General features: G+C 73.7%; 13 protein-coding genes. 6 read left to right on the top strand and 7 right to left on the bottom strand.

Translation table 11 applies throughout. The features are described from left to right. Positions 1 to 28 precede the first annotated feature (28 nt). Both ACV7NM_RS14930 and ACV7NM_RS14925 read left to right on the top strand, forming a co-directional pair. Entirely contained in the window at positions 29 to 247 is a 219-nt protein-coding gene (locus tag ACV7NM_RS14930) for a hypothetical protein (RefSeq protein WP_389663488.1), read from the top strand. Positions 248 to 279: 32 nt separating this feature from the next. Continuing rightward, positions 280 to 954, top strand: a complete 675-nt coding sequence (locus tag ACV7NM_RS14925; protein ID WP_463410747.1) for a hypothetical protein — start codon at positions 280 to 282, stop codon at positions 952 to 954. A gap of 40 nt (positions 955 to 994) precedes the next feature. Here ACV7NM_RS14925 and ACV7NM_RS14920 read toward each other — a convergent pair whose 3' ends face one another. The 3 genes from ACV7NM_RS14920 to murQ all read right to left on the bottom strand — a co-directional run bounded on the left by ACV7NM_RS14920 (position 995) and on the right by murQ (position 4,025). Then, positions 995 to 1,513, bottom strand: coding sequence for an N-acetyltransferase family protein (locus ACV7NM_RS14920; RefSeq protein WP_463410746.1), 519 nt, complete (start codon positions 1,511 to 1,513; stop codon positions 995 to 997). 34 nt (positions 1,514 to 1,547) lie between these two features. Further along, positions 1,548 to 3,035 (bottom strand): PTS transporter subunit EIIC, encoded by a 1,488-nt coding sequence (locus ACV7NM_RS14915; RefSeq protein WP_463410745.1) that lies wholly within the window; start codon positions 3,033 to 3,035, stop codon positions 1,548 to 1,550. Between the two features lie 66 nt (positions 3,036 to 3,101). Next, positions 3,102 to 4,025 (bottom strand): N-acetylmuramic acid 6-phosphate etherase, encoded by a 924-nt coding sequence (gene murQ, locus ACV7NM_RS14910; RefSeq protein WP_463410744.1) that lies wholly within the window; start codon positions 4,023 to 4,025, stop codon positions 3,102 to 3,104. Between the two features lie 219 nt (positions 4,026 to 4,244). Between murQ and ACV7NM_RS14905 the strand changes: the two genes are divergently transcribed. Next, on the top strand, positions 4,245 to 4,619 hold the full coding sequence (locus tag ACV7NM_RS14905) for a hypothetical protein (RefSeq protein WP_463410743.1): 375 nt from the start codon (positions 4,245 to 4,247) through the stop codon (positions 4,617 to 4,619). Positions 4,620 to 4,626: 7 nt separating this feature from the next. Further along, complete coding sequence (locus tag ACV7NM_RS14900) at positions 4,627 to 4,893, top strand: DUF4031 domain-containing protein (protein WP_361314682.1); 267 nt, start codon at positions 4,627 to 4,629, stop codon at positions 4,891 to 4,893. Positions 4,894 to 5,188: 295 nt separating this feature from the next. Here the strand turns inward: ACV7NM_RS14900 and ACV7NM_RS14895 are convergent, their stop codons facing one another. Next, positions 5,189 to 6,394, bottom strand: coding sequence for a Cmx/CmrA family chloramphenicol efflux MFS transporter (locus ACV7NM_RS14895; protein ID WP_463413947.1), 1,206 nt, complete (start codon positions 6,392 to 6,394; stop codon positions 5,189 to 5,191). A gap of 113 nt (positions 6,395 to 6,507) precedes the next feature. Beyond that, positions 6,508 to 7,146: an HD domain-containing protein gene (locus ACV7NM_RS14890; RefSeq protein ID WP_463410742.1), complete on the bottom strand. Its 639-nt coding sequence runs from the start codon at positions 7,144 to 7,146 to the stop codon at positions 6,508 to 6,510. Positions 7,147 to 7,256: 110 nt separating this feature from the next. Here ACV7NM_RS14890 and ACV7NM_RS14885 point away from each other — a divergent pair, with 110 nt between their 5' ends. Continuing rightward, positions 7,257 to 7,943, top strand: a complete 687-nt coding sequence (locus tag ACV7NM_RS14885) for a copper homeostasis protein CutC (RefSeq protein WP_463410741.1) — start codon at positions 7,257 to 7,259, stop codon at positions 7,941 to 7,943. 146 nt (positions 7,944 to 8,089) lie between these two features. Here the strand turns inward: ACV7NM_RS14885 and ACV7NM_RS14880 are convergent, their stop codons facing one another. Beyond that, a complete protein-coding gene (locus ACV7NM_RS14880) occupies positions 8,090 to 8,608 on the bottom strand; it encodes a hypothetical protein (RefSeq protein ID WP_463410740.1) in 519 nt (172 codons plus the stop codon). A gap of 319 nt (positions 8,609 to 8,927) precedes the next feature. Next, positions 8,928 to 10,910 (bottom strand): HelD family protein, encoded by a 1,983-nt coding sequence (locus ACV7NM_RS14875; RefSeq protein WP_463413946.1) that lies wholly within the window; start codon positions 10,908 to 10,910, stop codon positions 8,928 to 8,930. A gap of 541 nt (positions 10,911 to 11,451) precedes the next feature. Here ACV7NM_RS14875 and ACV7NM_RS14870 point away from each other — a divergent pair. Further along, positions 11,452 to 11,637, top strand: a complete 186-nt coding sequence (locus ACV7NM_RS14870; RefSeq protein WP_463410739.1) for a hypothetical protein — start codon at positions 11,452 to 11,454, stop codon at positions 11,635 to 11,637. Positions 11,638 to 11,751: the final 114 nt, after the last annotated feature.

Below are 11,751 nucleotides of genomic sequence, written 5' to 3'. Positions count from 1 at the left end.
CGATTACTCAGAGCGAAAGGGACATGTCATGGTGCTCTCACCCAAGGAACGGTTGTTGGCGGCCGAGGAAGCCGTGGGGCAGTTGAAGGAGGCCCTCGGGGACGTGGGCGTGGTGTTTCCCTCGCTCGGCGTGGACGGGGTGTCGGCCGCAGGGACCTACGGGCTGCCGCTGGTGGACCTCGGGCGTTGCAACCTGGACACCGCCCTGCGGCTCGCGGCCGTGCTGCACGAGCGGGCACACCCGTGACGGGTGACGAACGGGCGCGTTGCGAAGCGGTCTTGAGGGGGCTGGCGGAGGCGGCGCGCGGGTGGGAGTTCGAGCTGGCGTGGAAGCTGTGCTGGCTGGAGAAGGGGATGGTCAGGGACGGGTGGAAGCGTGCGGGTATGGGTCTGTCGGTGCGGGTGGCGCGGGACGAGCGCAGCGGGTTGTGGACCGCTGTGGGCGACGACGGGAAGCGAAGAGTCTGTGAGACGGCCGACACGGCGGACGAGGCGACGGCCCTGGTCCAGGAGGCGTTCGGTCTCAAGGCCTGGCGTCCGCAGCCGCCTCCGCCGCCCGGCTGGCAGCGGTTCTCGCTGGTCCACACCCCGGTGGACGAGTCCCCGGGGTTCGATGACCGGCGCTACGACGCCATCAAGGCCCGGCCGCCGACGGGGTGCGTGGTCGAGGACTTCGGCGGGTGCTTCGGGCTGCGCTGCGAGCGTCCGGGGGCGCGGCTGCTCGACGCGGTGGCCCCGCTGTGCGGGGAGATCCGGGCCGGGTACGGGCTCCAGATGTCGGGTCTGGGGATCGAGAAGCTGTGGGAGTGGTCGCGGGACGGCGCGGACGGCTGGGGCGCCGAGATCGTGGGGCAACTGCTGCTGATGGCCGCCGAGCGGGGACCGAAGCTGGGCTACGGCGTCGAGGACATGGTGGCCTACCTGCGCACCGCCGCCGGGGGGTGTGGGGCGTGACGGCAGGGGCCGCCCGTATCGCGGCGCGGAAGCACGCCGGTCAGGCGCGGGCCGGTTCCGGGGAGGGGGTGCGGAGGTACTCGACCTGGGCGAGGGGGGCGCCGTCGCCGAAGTCGTGGGTCCGCACAGCACCGGATTCGCTGAAGCCGGATTTCGCGTAGAAGCGGCGGGAGCGAGGCGTGTCGCGCAGGGTCCACAGGTGCGCGCCGCCGTACCCGTCTTCGTGCAGGCGCCGGAGCGTTGCGGTCATGAGGGCGCCGGCGATGCCGGTGCCCCAGGCGTCGGGGTGGGCGAAGAAGGTGCGGATCTCCGCGAGGCCGGCCCGGTCCGGGGACGGTACGGAGAAGGACAGCGCGAGAGGGCGGCCGTCGAGTCGGGCGAGGAGGATCGTGCCGGTGTCGTCGGCGACGCGGGCGTGCCAGCGGGTGCGCCGGGCGCGTACCTCGCGGGAGGCGAACTCCGCCTCGAAGAAGGGGGCGTACGCCGCTTCCCAGGAGGCGGCGTGGATCTCCCCGAGCACGTCCCCGTCGGACGGTGTGGCGCGGCGTATCTCGATCATCCGATCACCTTATGCACGCCGTCCGGAGAACCGGTCAAGCCGGGGCCGGTTCAGCGGAGGGGCTTGGGGTGGCCGGGGACGGGTCCGGGTCCGTGTCGAGGTCGGCCAGCATCTGTGGGGTGAAGCCGAAGAAGTAGGTGGCGGCGAAGCCGACCGCGTAGCCGACCGCCAGGCCGCCCGCGTAGACGGCGATGGCCGTGCCCAGCCCGGCGGGGCCGTCCAGCAGGGGGAAGAGGGCCCAGCCGGAGGGGCCGATGGCCGTCGAGCCGAAGCCGGCGCCGAGTTGGTTGAAGAGGCCGACGAAGGCGCCGCCCGCCGCCCCGCCGACGCAGGCGGTGACGAACGGGCGGCCCAGCGGCAGGGAGACCCCGTAGATCAGCGGTTCCCCGACGCCCAGGAAACCGGCCGGGAGGGCCGACTTGATGGTCGTGCGCAGGGAACGGTTGCGCGGCAGGCGGTAGTAGACGGCGATGGCCGCGCCGACCTGGCCCGCGCCCGCCATGGCGAGGATCGGCAGCAGCACGGTGTAGCCGGAGTGCTCGATGAGGGTCGTGTGGATCGGGATCAGGGCCTGGTGCAGGCCGAGCATGACCAGCGGCAGGAAGAGACCGCCCAGGACGAGCCCGGCGAACGCGCCGCCCGTGGCGAGGAGGCGGTCGGCGAACCAGCCGATGCCCTCCGCTACTTCACCGGCGACGTACATCAGGCCGAAGAGGGTGACCAGGCCGGGGAGGAGGACCGTGAGGGTGGGGGTGACCAGGTTGTCCACGGCCTGTGGGACCCAGGTGCGGCACCACTTCTCCACGTGCACGGCGAGCAGCGCGGCGGCCAGCGCGCCGAGGACGCCGCCCTGGCCGGGGGCGAGGTGGTGGCCGAACACCTCGATCTTCGCGACGCCCGGGAAGACGATGATCGAGGCGACGGCGCCGCCCAGGACGGGCGTACCGCCGAACTCCATGGCGGTGTTGTAGCCGACGAAGACGGCGATCAAGGACATGAACCCGGACGCGATCGCGGCGAGGGCGGGGACGACGGCGGGCAGCAGGCCGGAGTTGGTGAGCAGGCCGTTCAGCCCGGCGATGATGCCGCAGCCGATGAGGGCCGGGATGAGGGGGACGAAGATGTTCGCGATCCGGCGCAGGAGCAGTTTGACGGGGGTGGAGTTGCGCGCGGTGCGGGCTTCCTTCAGCGCCGTTCCGCGCGAGCGGAGCGCCTCGGCCGTGGCGGCCGTGGTGGGGGTGGTGGGGGTGGTTGCGTCGGGGGCGGCCTCCCGCACCAGCGCCTCGAACTCGGGGGTGACGCGGGCGACGGCGCCCGGACCGAGCACGATCTGGTAGGTGTCGTCGTCCACGACGCCGAGTACGGCGGGCAGGGCCTTGAGCGCTTCGCCCCGGACGAGGGAACGGTCGCGCAGGCCGATGCGCAGCCGGGTCATGCAGTGCGCGATGGAGGTGACGTTGTCCGGGCCGCCGACCAGGGGGAGGATCGCGGCGGCGGTGGCGCGGTGCGGGTCGGGGGACATCGTGGTGGTTCGCCTCGCTGCGGGTCGGTGGAGGGTGTCGGTCGACGGGCCCGGGTGGGCTGCCGGTCAGCGGGTCCGGGTGAGGGCGTCGCGCAGGTGTCCGGCGGTTTCGGTGAGGAGGGCGGCGGCGGTGGGGCCGTCGACTCCGCCGAGGATGACGAGGACGGCGTTCTTGACCTCGCCGTCGGTGGCGGCGAGCGCGGCCTCGATCTCGTCGTCCGGGGCGCCGGTGGCGAGGGCGACGATGCGACGGGAGCGGGCGCGCAGCTTCTCGTTGGTGGCGCGGACGTCGACCATCAGGTTTCCGTACGTCTTGCCGAGACGGATCATGGTGACGGTCGAGATGAGGTTCAGTACGAGCTTCTGCGCGGTGCCGGCCTTCAACCGGGTGGACCCGGTGAGGAATTCGGGCCCTACGACGACCTCGATGCCATGTTCGGCGGCCGAGGCGAGGGCCGAGCCGCCGTTGCAGGACAGTCCGACGGTGAGTGCGCCGCGCGTGCGGGCGAACTCGACGGCGCCGATCGCGTACGGGGTGCGGCCGGAGGCGGAGATGCCGATGACGGTGTCGGCGGCGGTGAGGTCGAGTGCGGTGAGGTCTTCGGCGGCGAGGTCGGCGGAGTCCTCGGCGCCTTCGACGGCCTTGACCATGGCGGTGGGGCCACCCGCGATCAGACCGACGACCTGGTGGGGGTCGGTGTTGAAGGTCGGCGGGCATTCGCTTGCGTCGAGCACCCCCATGCGGCCGGCGGTGCCGGCGCCGGCGTAGAGGAGCCGGCCGCCGCGGGCCATGCGGGCGGCGATCGCGTCGACGGCCGCGGCGATCTCGGGGAGCCGGGCGGCGACGGCGGCCGGGACGGTCGCGTCCTCGGCGTTCATGAGACGGACGATGTCGAGGGTGGGCAGCCGGTCGATCTCGGCGAGGTCGGGGCGGAAGGCCTCGGTGGTGAGGGCGTCGAGCTGGGCACGCAGTTCCGCGTGGGCGGTCATGGGCGGGTCCTAGCGCTGGGGTGTCTTCGTCGCTTCGTCGCTTCGTGGCTTGGTCGCTTGTGGCTTCGTCGCTCGGTCGTTTCTCGGGCCGATGGCTGAGGTCGGCACCGTATTTTTCGTCCGGGGCGGGGGTCAAGGCGCCATGCCCGGACGGCCCACTGCCGTGGAAGTGGGCACTGGCTTTGCTCGTACTCGCCCGTACGGGTTCACAATGGGCCCATGGACCACGCGACCCCTCTTGAGCAGGCACTCCATGCCGCCCGTGCCCTCGTACTCGCCGATCTCGTCGCCGGCGAGGTCGCGGAGGCCGATGTCGTGTCCCTCGTGGAGGACGCGGTCACGCACCGCCGGTGGTGGGTGGAGCAGTGGCCGGAGGGCGTCGACTACCTCGCCGGACTCGTCGCGCAGGACGTCCAGGACTCGCTGCTGGAGAAGTACGGTCGCTGGCCGCTCTGCCCGGTGTGCGCGCACGGCGAACCGCACTCGCTGGACGTGGAGCCGGAGCTCGGGCCGGACCCGCAGTGGGTGTGCTCGGAGGCGGGCGTGCGGGTGGCGGCGGTGGGCGGGCTCGGACCCGTGTTCGGCCGGCGGTGAGCGGCGGGTGACGGTGTACATAGACCCGCCGACCTGGCCGGGGCACGGCCGTATGTGGTCGCACCTGGTCAGCGACGTCTCGTACGAGGAACTGCACGCCTTCGCGGCGTCGATCGGCTGCCCGCCGAGGGCGTTCGAGCGGGACCACTACGATGTGCCGTCGTACCGGTACGCGGACGCGGTGGCGGCGGGCGCGGTGGAGATCGGCAGCAAGGAGCTGGTCCGGCGGCTCACCGAGGCGGGGCTGCGCCGTCCGAAGGGACGTACGGCCTGATCACGGGTCCGGGGACGTGCCCGCTGCCGGCCCGGCGTTCGGGCGACGGCGTTCGGACCCGGGCGTTTCGGTCCGGGCGTCCCGGCCGACCCGTGTGCGGCTGTGGGCTTCCGGCTGCCGGCGGCGTGGTGGCCCCGTGGCGTCCGGGGCCCGAGGCTTCCGGGGCGCGGGGCCTCTGGGGCACGGGGACGCGGATCGGGGCGGTCCGGTTGGTCCCCGGGAACGGTGCGCGCCCGGTCGCCGGCCCCGGTTGCCCGGCCGCCCCCGTCCGTGTCGGCCGCCGCGTACGCCGCGCCTAGCGGTCGGCCAGGGCGTCGGCGGTGTGGTGCGGGGCGGTGACCGCCGGGAGGGGGAGGGTGGGGCGGTCGAGGCGGAGGGCGAGGGCCGTCAGGGCGAGGGCGGTGACCGTCATCGCGGCGCCCGCCCAGGCGGTGGCGGCGAAGCCGAAGTCGGCGTCGATGACGGTGCCGCCGAGCCAGGGGCCGCCGGTGTTGCCGAGGTTGAACGCGGCCGTGGTCGTGGCGCCCGCCAGGGTGGGGGCGGCCCCGGCGACGTTGAAGAGCCGGGCGTTCAGCGCGGGGGCGGTGAAGAAGGCCGAGACGCCGATCAGGAACGACAGCGCGACCGCCGCCACCGCGAAGGAGGCCAGGAGGGCCAGCGCGACGAGGAACACCGTTGAGGCGGCGATGCCCCACAGCAGCACCCCGAACAGGTGCGCGTCCGCGACCCGCCCGCCGATGGTCGTACCGACCAGCGCGCCCACCCCGAACAGGCCCAGGACCCACGGCACCCAACCGGCGTCCAGTCCGGCCACGTCCGTGAGCAGCGGCGAGAGGTAGCTGAAGGCGCAGAAGACCCCGCCTGCGGCGAGCGAGGTGACGGCCACCGACAGCCACACCTGCTGGTCCCGGTAGATGCGCAGCTCACTGCGCAGCCGCGGCCTCTCGGCGGGCAGCGGGATGCGCGGGATCAGGGCCCGGATGCCGGCGAGGGCGACGGCGGAGGCCACGGCGACCGCCCAGAACGCCGAACGCCAGCCGAACTGCTCGCCGAGGAAGGCGCCGGCGGGCACGCCGAGGACGTTGGCGATAGACAGCCCGCCGATCATGACGGACATGGCGCGGGCCCGCTGGTCCTTGTCGACCATGGCGATGGCCACGGCCGCGCCGACCGCCCAGAACCCGGCGCAGGCGAGCGCGGAGACCACGCGGGAGGCGAAGAGCAGCTCGTAGGAGGGTGCGAGCGCGCCCGCGACCTGGCCGAGGCCGAAGAGGGAGATCAGGCTCACGAGGGTCGTACGGCGGGGCAGGCGCAGGGTGGCGACGGCCAGCAGCGGTGCCCCGATGACCATGCCGATCGCGAAGGCGGATATCAGCAGGCCGGCCTGCGGGATGGTGACGTCCATGTCGTCCGCGATGGGTGGCAGGAGCCCGGACAGCATGAATTCGCTCGTGCCGAGCGCGAAGACGGACAGGCCGAGGACGTAGACGGCGACGGGCATGCGGGAGCGTTCGGTGGCTGCGGGCATGTTCGGTACAAACCCGCCGGAACGGTGGCGCATTCCCGTATCGGTATCCGGTAATCCGTATCCGTATCCGTATCCCGTGTCGTGCGTCAGGTCTCCGTCAGGGTGGCCAGCTCGGCGGCCAGGTTGCGGCGGGCCGGCGCCTCCCAGTGCGTGCTGCCGTGGGGGGTGCGGAAGAGACGGGGCAGGCCGAGCAGTTGGCGCAGTACGGCGGCGCGACCCTCGCGGAAGGCGTCGTCCGGGACGAAGCCGTACTCGGCGCGGACGGCGGCGACGTAGGCGGCGTACGCGTCCGGGGCGCCGGCGAGGACGGCGAGGTCGGCGTCGCAGAGCACCTCGCCGTTGGTGTCGCCGGGGGCGGGGTCGTGGGTGACGGTGAGGCGGACCAGCCGGGCCACCTCGGCGGTGCGGGCGGCGTCGATGCCCAGTTCCGGCAGGGCGCGCTCGGCGAGGGCGGCGCTGCGCTCCTCGTTCTCGGACCGGTCGGGGCGGTAGACGGCGTCGTGGAACCAGGCCGCGAGTTCGACGGCGGCGGGGTCCTGCGCGTACGGGGCGAGTACGTCGACGCGTGTGAGTACGTCGGCCAGGTGCGCGGTGGTGTGGTAGCGGCGCTGCGGCTCCGCCCAGGCGGCGAGGAGGCGGTCGGCGTAGGGCGTCGTGTCGAGGTCGGGGGCGGCGCCGGCGGCGCTGGTGGTGGCGCGCCAGCGGTCGCGGAGGTCTGAGGTCATGGGCACATTGTGGGGGTGGCGTGAGGGGTGCTGGTGGTGGGCGGGCGCGGGCCCGTACCCTGAGATTGGACTAGACCTATTTTGCGTTTCCGAAGGATGGGATCGATCGAATGAGCAACCGTGCGCTCCTGGAGGTGATCGCCCTCGACGCGGAGGACGCGGTCGCGGCCCAGGCCGGTGGGGCGGACCGACTCGAACTGGTCACCGACATGGCCGCCGACGGGCTCACCCCACCGCGCGAGACCTTCGCGGCGATCCGGGCGGCGGTCGACATCCCGCTGCGCGTGATGCTCCGCCGGACGGACGGGTTCGCCGCCGGCCGGCTCGACCTCCTCGTCGCGCAGGCGCGGGAGCTGCGGGCGGAGGGCGCGGATGAGTTCGTCCTCGGCTTCCTGAACCCGGACGGGGGGCCCGACCTCGACGCCGTGCAGGCGGTGGTGGCGGAGTTGGACGGCTGCCGCTGGACCTTCCACCGGGCGATCGACCGGGCCGCCGACCGGGACCAGACCCGCAAGGCCCTCGCGGACCTGCCGGGGCTGGACACCATCCTCACGGCCGGGGCGGCGGCGGGCGTGGACGCGGGCCTGCCGGTGTTGGCGGCGGAGGCGGCCCGGCAGGGCGAAGCGGGGTACGCGGCGCGCATCCTGGTCGGCGGGGGCCTGGCGCTGCACCACCTCCCCGCGCTGCGGGAGGCGGGCATCGACGCCTTCCACATCGGCGGCGCGGCCCGCGCCTCGGGCTGGTCGGGCCCGGTCGCGGCGTCCGCGGTGGCCGAGTGGCGTACGGCCCTCGGCTGAGCGACGCTCCGACCGGAAGCCGGCGCGCGGTTCTCAGCCGAGCGGCCGCGCCGGGGCGCCGGGTGTCGCAGGGCTGTCGTGCACCGGGGTTGACGGCACGTCAACCCCGGTGGGTGCGCGGGGCGATGCCCGGCGGCCGGGGGGCGTCAGCAGAACTTGCTCTCCAGCGCGGCCTTCGCGCCCGCGTTGAAGCCCTTCTCGAAGTTCGGGTCGAGCTGGGTGAGGTTGTTCGGCGGGGCCGCCGCCTTGCAGTTGACCTTCGTCTCGTCGAAGCCCTTCTTGAAGCCCGCGGAGTACTGGGCGCGCGCGCCCTGCTGTTCGGCTTCCTTGACCGTGCCGCAGGTGGCCTTGTCGTCGTCCGAAGAGGCGGTCACCTTGCCGGCCGGGATGAAGCCGCTGGAGTTGAACTCACCGTCGTCGTTGGCGGAGCCGCTGGCGATGAACCTGTGGGTGGCGGTGCCGCCCTGGACGGACACCTCTACTCCCGGTTGGGCGCCCTTGACGTTGACGTCGTAGCGGCCCGGACTCGTCGGGGTCTGCTTCACGCTGCAGGTGAGGGAAGGCGCCGCCGCCTGCGCGGAACCCGCCAGGAGCGACACCGACCCGAAGGCCAGCGAGGACACCGCCAGCGGCGTCAGTACGGCCAGTCGTACACGTCGGTTCATTGTTCGTCCTTCTCTCGGAGACAAGACGGCCGAGCGGAAACCACGCGACGGCTGAGTGGGCACCACGTGGCGACCAGCGTGCGGCGCGTGTTGGGCCCGGCGGGGGACGGGAGCCCGCGGGGCTCTCGGAGCGGTGGCCCCTCACGGGCCCCGCGCCTCGTGGACCCCGCCCGCAGGGGCGGCCCGGGGGCACCTTCACGAGGTGGTTCCATCGTCCGGCCGTCCGGGCTCCGTGTCCAACGGAGTTACGGGTGGGCCGGCACCCGGTCCGGCAGCCGCTCCGGTGCGAGGGCCGCCGGGAGGGGGGCCGCCGGGCGCGTCAGGCCAGGGCTTCGGGGAGGGGGGTCGCGTGGAGGGTGTGGAGGCCCGAGACGGCTCGGGTGAGGCAGACGTAGAGGCGGCGCAGCCCGGTGCGCTCGTCCGGTTCGCCGGAGACGACCGCCGCCGGCTCGTCCAGCACGACGTAGTCGTACTCCAGGCCCTTCGCCAGCGACGCCGGCACCAACGTCAGCCGGGCCCGCTCCGTCGTCTCCTCGCCCGGACCCAGGTACGGCAGCCCCGCCGCCTCCAGGGCCCGCGCCAGCTCCGGGACGCGGGCGTCCGCCGCGATCAGGCCGATCGAGCCCTCGTAGGCGAGGGAGGCCCGGCAGGCATCGACCACCGCGGCCGTCAACTCCGCCCCGGCCACCTCCGACACGACCAGCGAGCCCGGCGTCTCACGGACCGACGACACCGGCGCCAGCCCGGGTGAGATCGCCGGCAGCAACCGTGACGCGTACGCGATCACCTCGCGCGGCACGCGGAAGCCGGCCGTCAGCTCCTCCAGCACCGCCTCCGGCTTGCCCAGGTGCGTCAGCGCCTCGCCCCAACTGCGCGTGGCCCACGGGGTGGTGCCTTGTGCCAGGTCGCCCAGTACGGTCGCCGAGCCCGTGGTGCAGCGCCGTCCCACCGCCCGGTACTGCATCGGCGAGAGGTCCTGCGCCTCGTCGAGGACGACGTGGCCCAGCGAGTGCGTGCGCTCCACCAGGTCCGCCGCCTCGTCGATCAGGACCAGGTCCGCGGCCGACCACTTCGCCGATTTCACGCTGCGCAGCGGCTTCGGCCACAGCAGCAGCTTCTGCTCGTCGTCCGTGAGGAGCCCGTCCGCGTGGGCGGCCAGGAAGTCCGCGTCCGACAGCAGCCGCAACACCAGCTTCGCCGGCTCGACCGGGGGCCAGATGTCCCGTACCGCCGCCTTGACCGCCGGGTTGCGGGCCACCGCGTCCTGCACCCGGTCGTCGGGCGCCTCGCCCGCCTGCTCCATGCGGACGAGGACGGTGTGCGCGATCCGCTGCGGCAGCGCGTCGCGGGCGGCGCCGTAGCGGATGTCCCGGGCGAGGAGCTCGGAGACGATCTGGGCCAACTCGTACGCCGGTACCCGCCAGCGGCGCGACCCGCGCACCACCATCAGCGGCTCGACCGGCTCGTTGACGTGCGAGCGGACCGCGCGGCGGAGCACCTCCGCCATCCGGGCGTCGCCCTTGACCACTGCGGTTTCGGCGGCGTCCGTGCCGCGTACCTCCAGGCCGTCGCGGGCGACGAGGTCGTCGACGGTGGCCTGCTTGACCTCCAACTCGCCCAGGGCCGGCAGGACCTGCTCGATGTAGTGGAGGAAGGAACGGTTCGGCCCGATGACGAGGGTGCCGGTGCGGGCGAGGCGCTCGCGGTGCGCGTACAGGAGGTACGCGACCCGGTGCAGACCGACGGCCGTCTTCCCGGTGCCGGGGCCGCCCTGCACGCAGACCGAGCCGGAGAGGCCGGAGCGGACGATCTCGTCCTGCTCGGGCTGGATCGTCGCGACAATGTCGCGCATGGGGCCGACGCGCGGGCGCTCGATCTCCTGCTGGAGGAGCTTGCTGACCGTCGCCGCGCTCTCGGCGGGGTCGCTGAGGTGCTCGTCCTCGTACGCGGTGAGTTCGCCGCCGGTGTAGCCGAAGCGGCGGCGCAGGGCGATGTCCTGCGGGTCGGCCTTGGAGGCGCGGTAGAAGGGCTGGGAGACGGGGGCGCGCCAGTCGATCACCATGGGGTCGCCGTCGGCGTCGTGGACGTGGCGGCGGCCGATGTAGAACTGCTCGCCTCCGGCGCCTTCGGCCAGGTCGGCGCCGGGCGCGTGCAGGTAGTCGAGGCGGCCGAAGAAGAGGGGGGTGTGGGCGAGGTCGGCGAGGGCCTTGATGCGGTCGTCGATCTGGCCTTGGAGGACGACCGCGTTGACCCAGTTCGCGGTGACGTCGCGGATGTCGAGGGACTCGACGTCCTCGCGCATCGCGCGGAGCGCGGCGCGGGAGGCGGTGAGGTGGGCCTGCTCCCGGGCGAGGGGGTGGGCCGGGTCGGGGCCCTGGCCGGAGCGGGGGCCGGTGACGGCGGTGGTGGTGGCGGTGGCGGTGGCAGCGGCGGGGTGGGCTGCGGGCGCTTCGGCGCGGGCTTCTGGGGTGGCTTCGGCGCGGGTGCGGCCGGCGGGCTCGGGGGCGTGCGCGGGCACGGGCTGCCTCCAACGGCTGGTCTGCGGGAGCTCGCTCCGGGGAGCGGTGCGGTACGGACACGTGCCCGCCGGTACCGGCCGGCGGGCGCTCTCCCGGTGGGGCGGAGGGAGGCGGCAAGAGCGGCGAGTGTAGCCACCGCGAGGCCGGTGCGCGAATGGATTAAGGCTCCTCGTCAGGTACCTCCGTGTGGGTGTCATACGGGGGAGCGTCAGACCTTTGGGAGGGCCCCAGGGGCCGGCATGCGTCGGGAGGAGGAGACGGGACGCCCGTGGATTCCGTCTTGAGGGCGATGTGACATCCCCGGAGAAAACGCACCATGGATACATGAGCACCGCAACCTTCACCCCTATCCGGGGCGGCCGCCCTGGCGGCGCCACCGCCACCTCCGACCACCCTCCCCGCCACCGCCTCGGGGACGTCCTGCGCGCCGTCAAGGTCTTCGCCGCGACCGCCGTGAGCGTCGCCGTCCTCGGTGAGTACTCCGAGGAGACGGGCCTCATACGCCGCTGACCAGGGCGTGCCCGGGACGTTCGCAGGGCGCCGGCGGGGAGGGCGCACGGGGCGCGTGGCCCGGTGACGACGCGCCGAGCCGGGATGGGCGCAGGCCGCGATGCGCGCAGGCCG

The organism is Streptomyces sp. Tek67B01, from assembly GCF_055231995.1.
This window is presented reverse-complemented; position numbering and strand designations above follow the sequence as displayed.

Bases quoted from the DNA above. Each gene is read 5' to 3' on its own strand.
- ACV7NM_RS14885 (WP_463410741.1), top strand. From the start codon at position 7,257: ATGAGCAACCGTGCGCTCCTGGAGGTGATCGCCCTCGACGCGGAGGAC.
- ACV7NM_RS14915 (WP_463410745.1), bottom strand. From the start codon at position 3,035: ATGTCCCCCGACCCGCACCGCGCCACCGCCGCCGCGATCCTCCCCCTG.
- ACV7NM_RS14920 (WP_463410746.1), bottom strand. From the start codon at position 1,513: ATGATCGAGATACGCCGCGCCACACCGTCCGACGGGGACGTGCTCGGG.
- ACV7NM_RS14875 (WP_463413946.1), bottom strand. From the start codon at position 10,910: ATGCGCGAGGACGTCGAGTCCCTCGACATCCGCGACGTCACCGCGAAC.
- murQ (WP_463410744.1), bottom strand. From the start codon at position 4,025: ATGACCGCCCACGCGGAACTGCGTGCCCAGCTCGACGCCCTCACCACC.
- ACV7NM_RS14880 (WP_463410740.1), bottom strand. From the start codon at position 8,608: ATGAACCGACGTGTACGACTGGCCGTACTGACGCCGCTGGCGGTGTCC.
- ACV7NM_RS14905 (WP_463410743.1), top strand. From the start codon at position 4,245: ATGGACCACGCGACCCCTCTTGAGCAGGCACTCCATGCCGCCCGTGCC.
- ACV7NM_RS14890 (WP_463410742.1), bottom strand. From the start codon at position 7,146: ATGACCTCAGACCTCCGCGACCGCTGGCGCGCCACCACCAGCGCCGCC.
- ACV7NM_RS14870 (WP_463410739.1), top strand. From the start codon at position 11,452: ATGAGCACCGCAACCTTCACCCCTATCCGGGGCGGCCGCCCTGGCGGC.
- ACV7NM_RS14895 (WP_463413947.1), bottom strand. From the start codon at position 6,394: ATGCCCGTCGCCGTCTACGTCCTCGGCCTGTCCGTCTTCGCGCTCGGC.
- ACV7NM_RS14930 (WP_389663488.1), top strand. From the start codon at position 29: ATGGTGCTCTCACCCAAGGAACGGTTGTTGGCGGCCGAGGAAGCCGTG.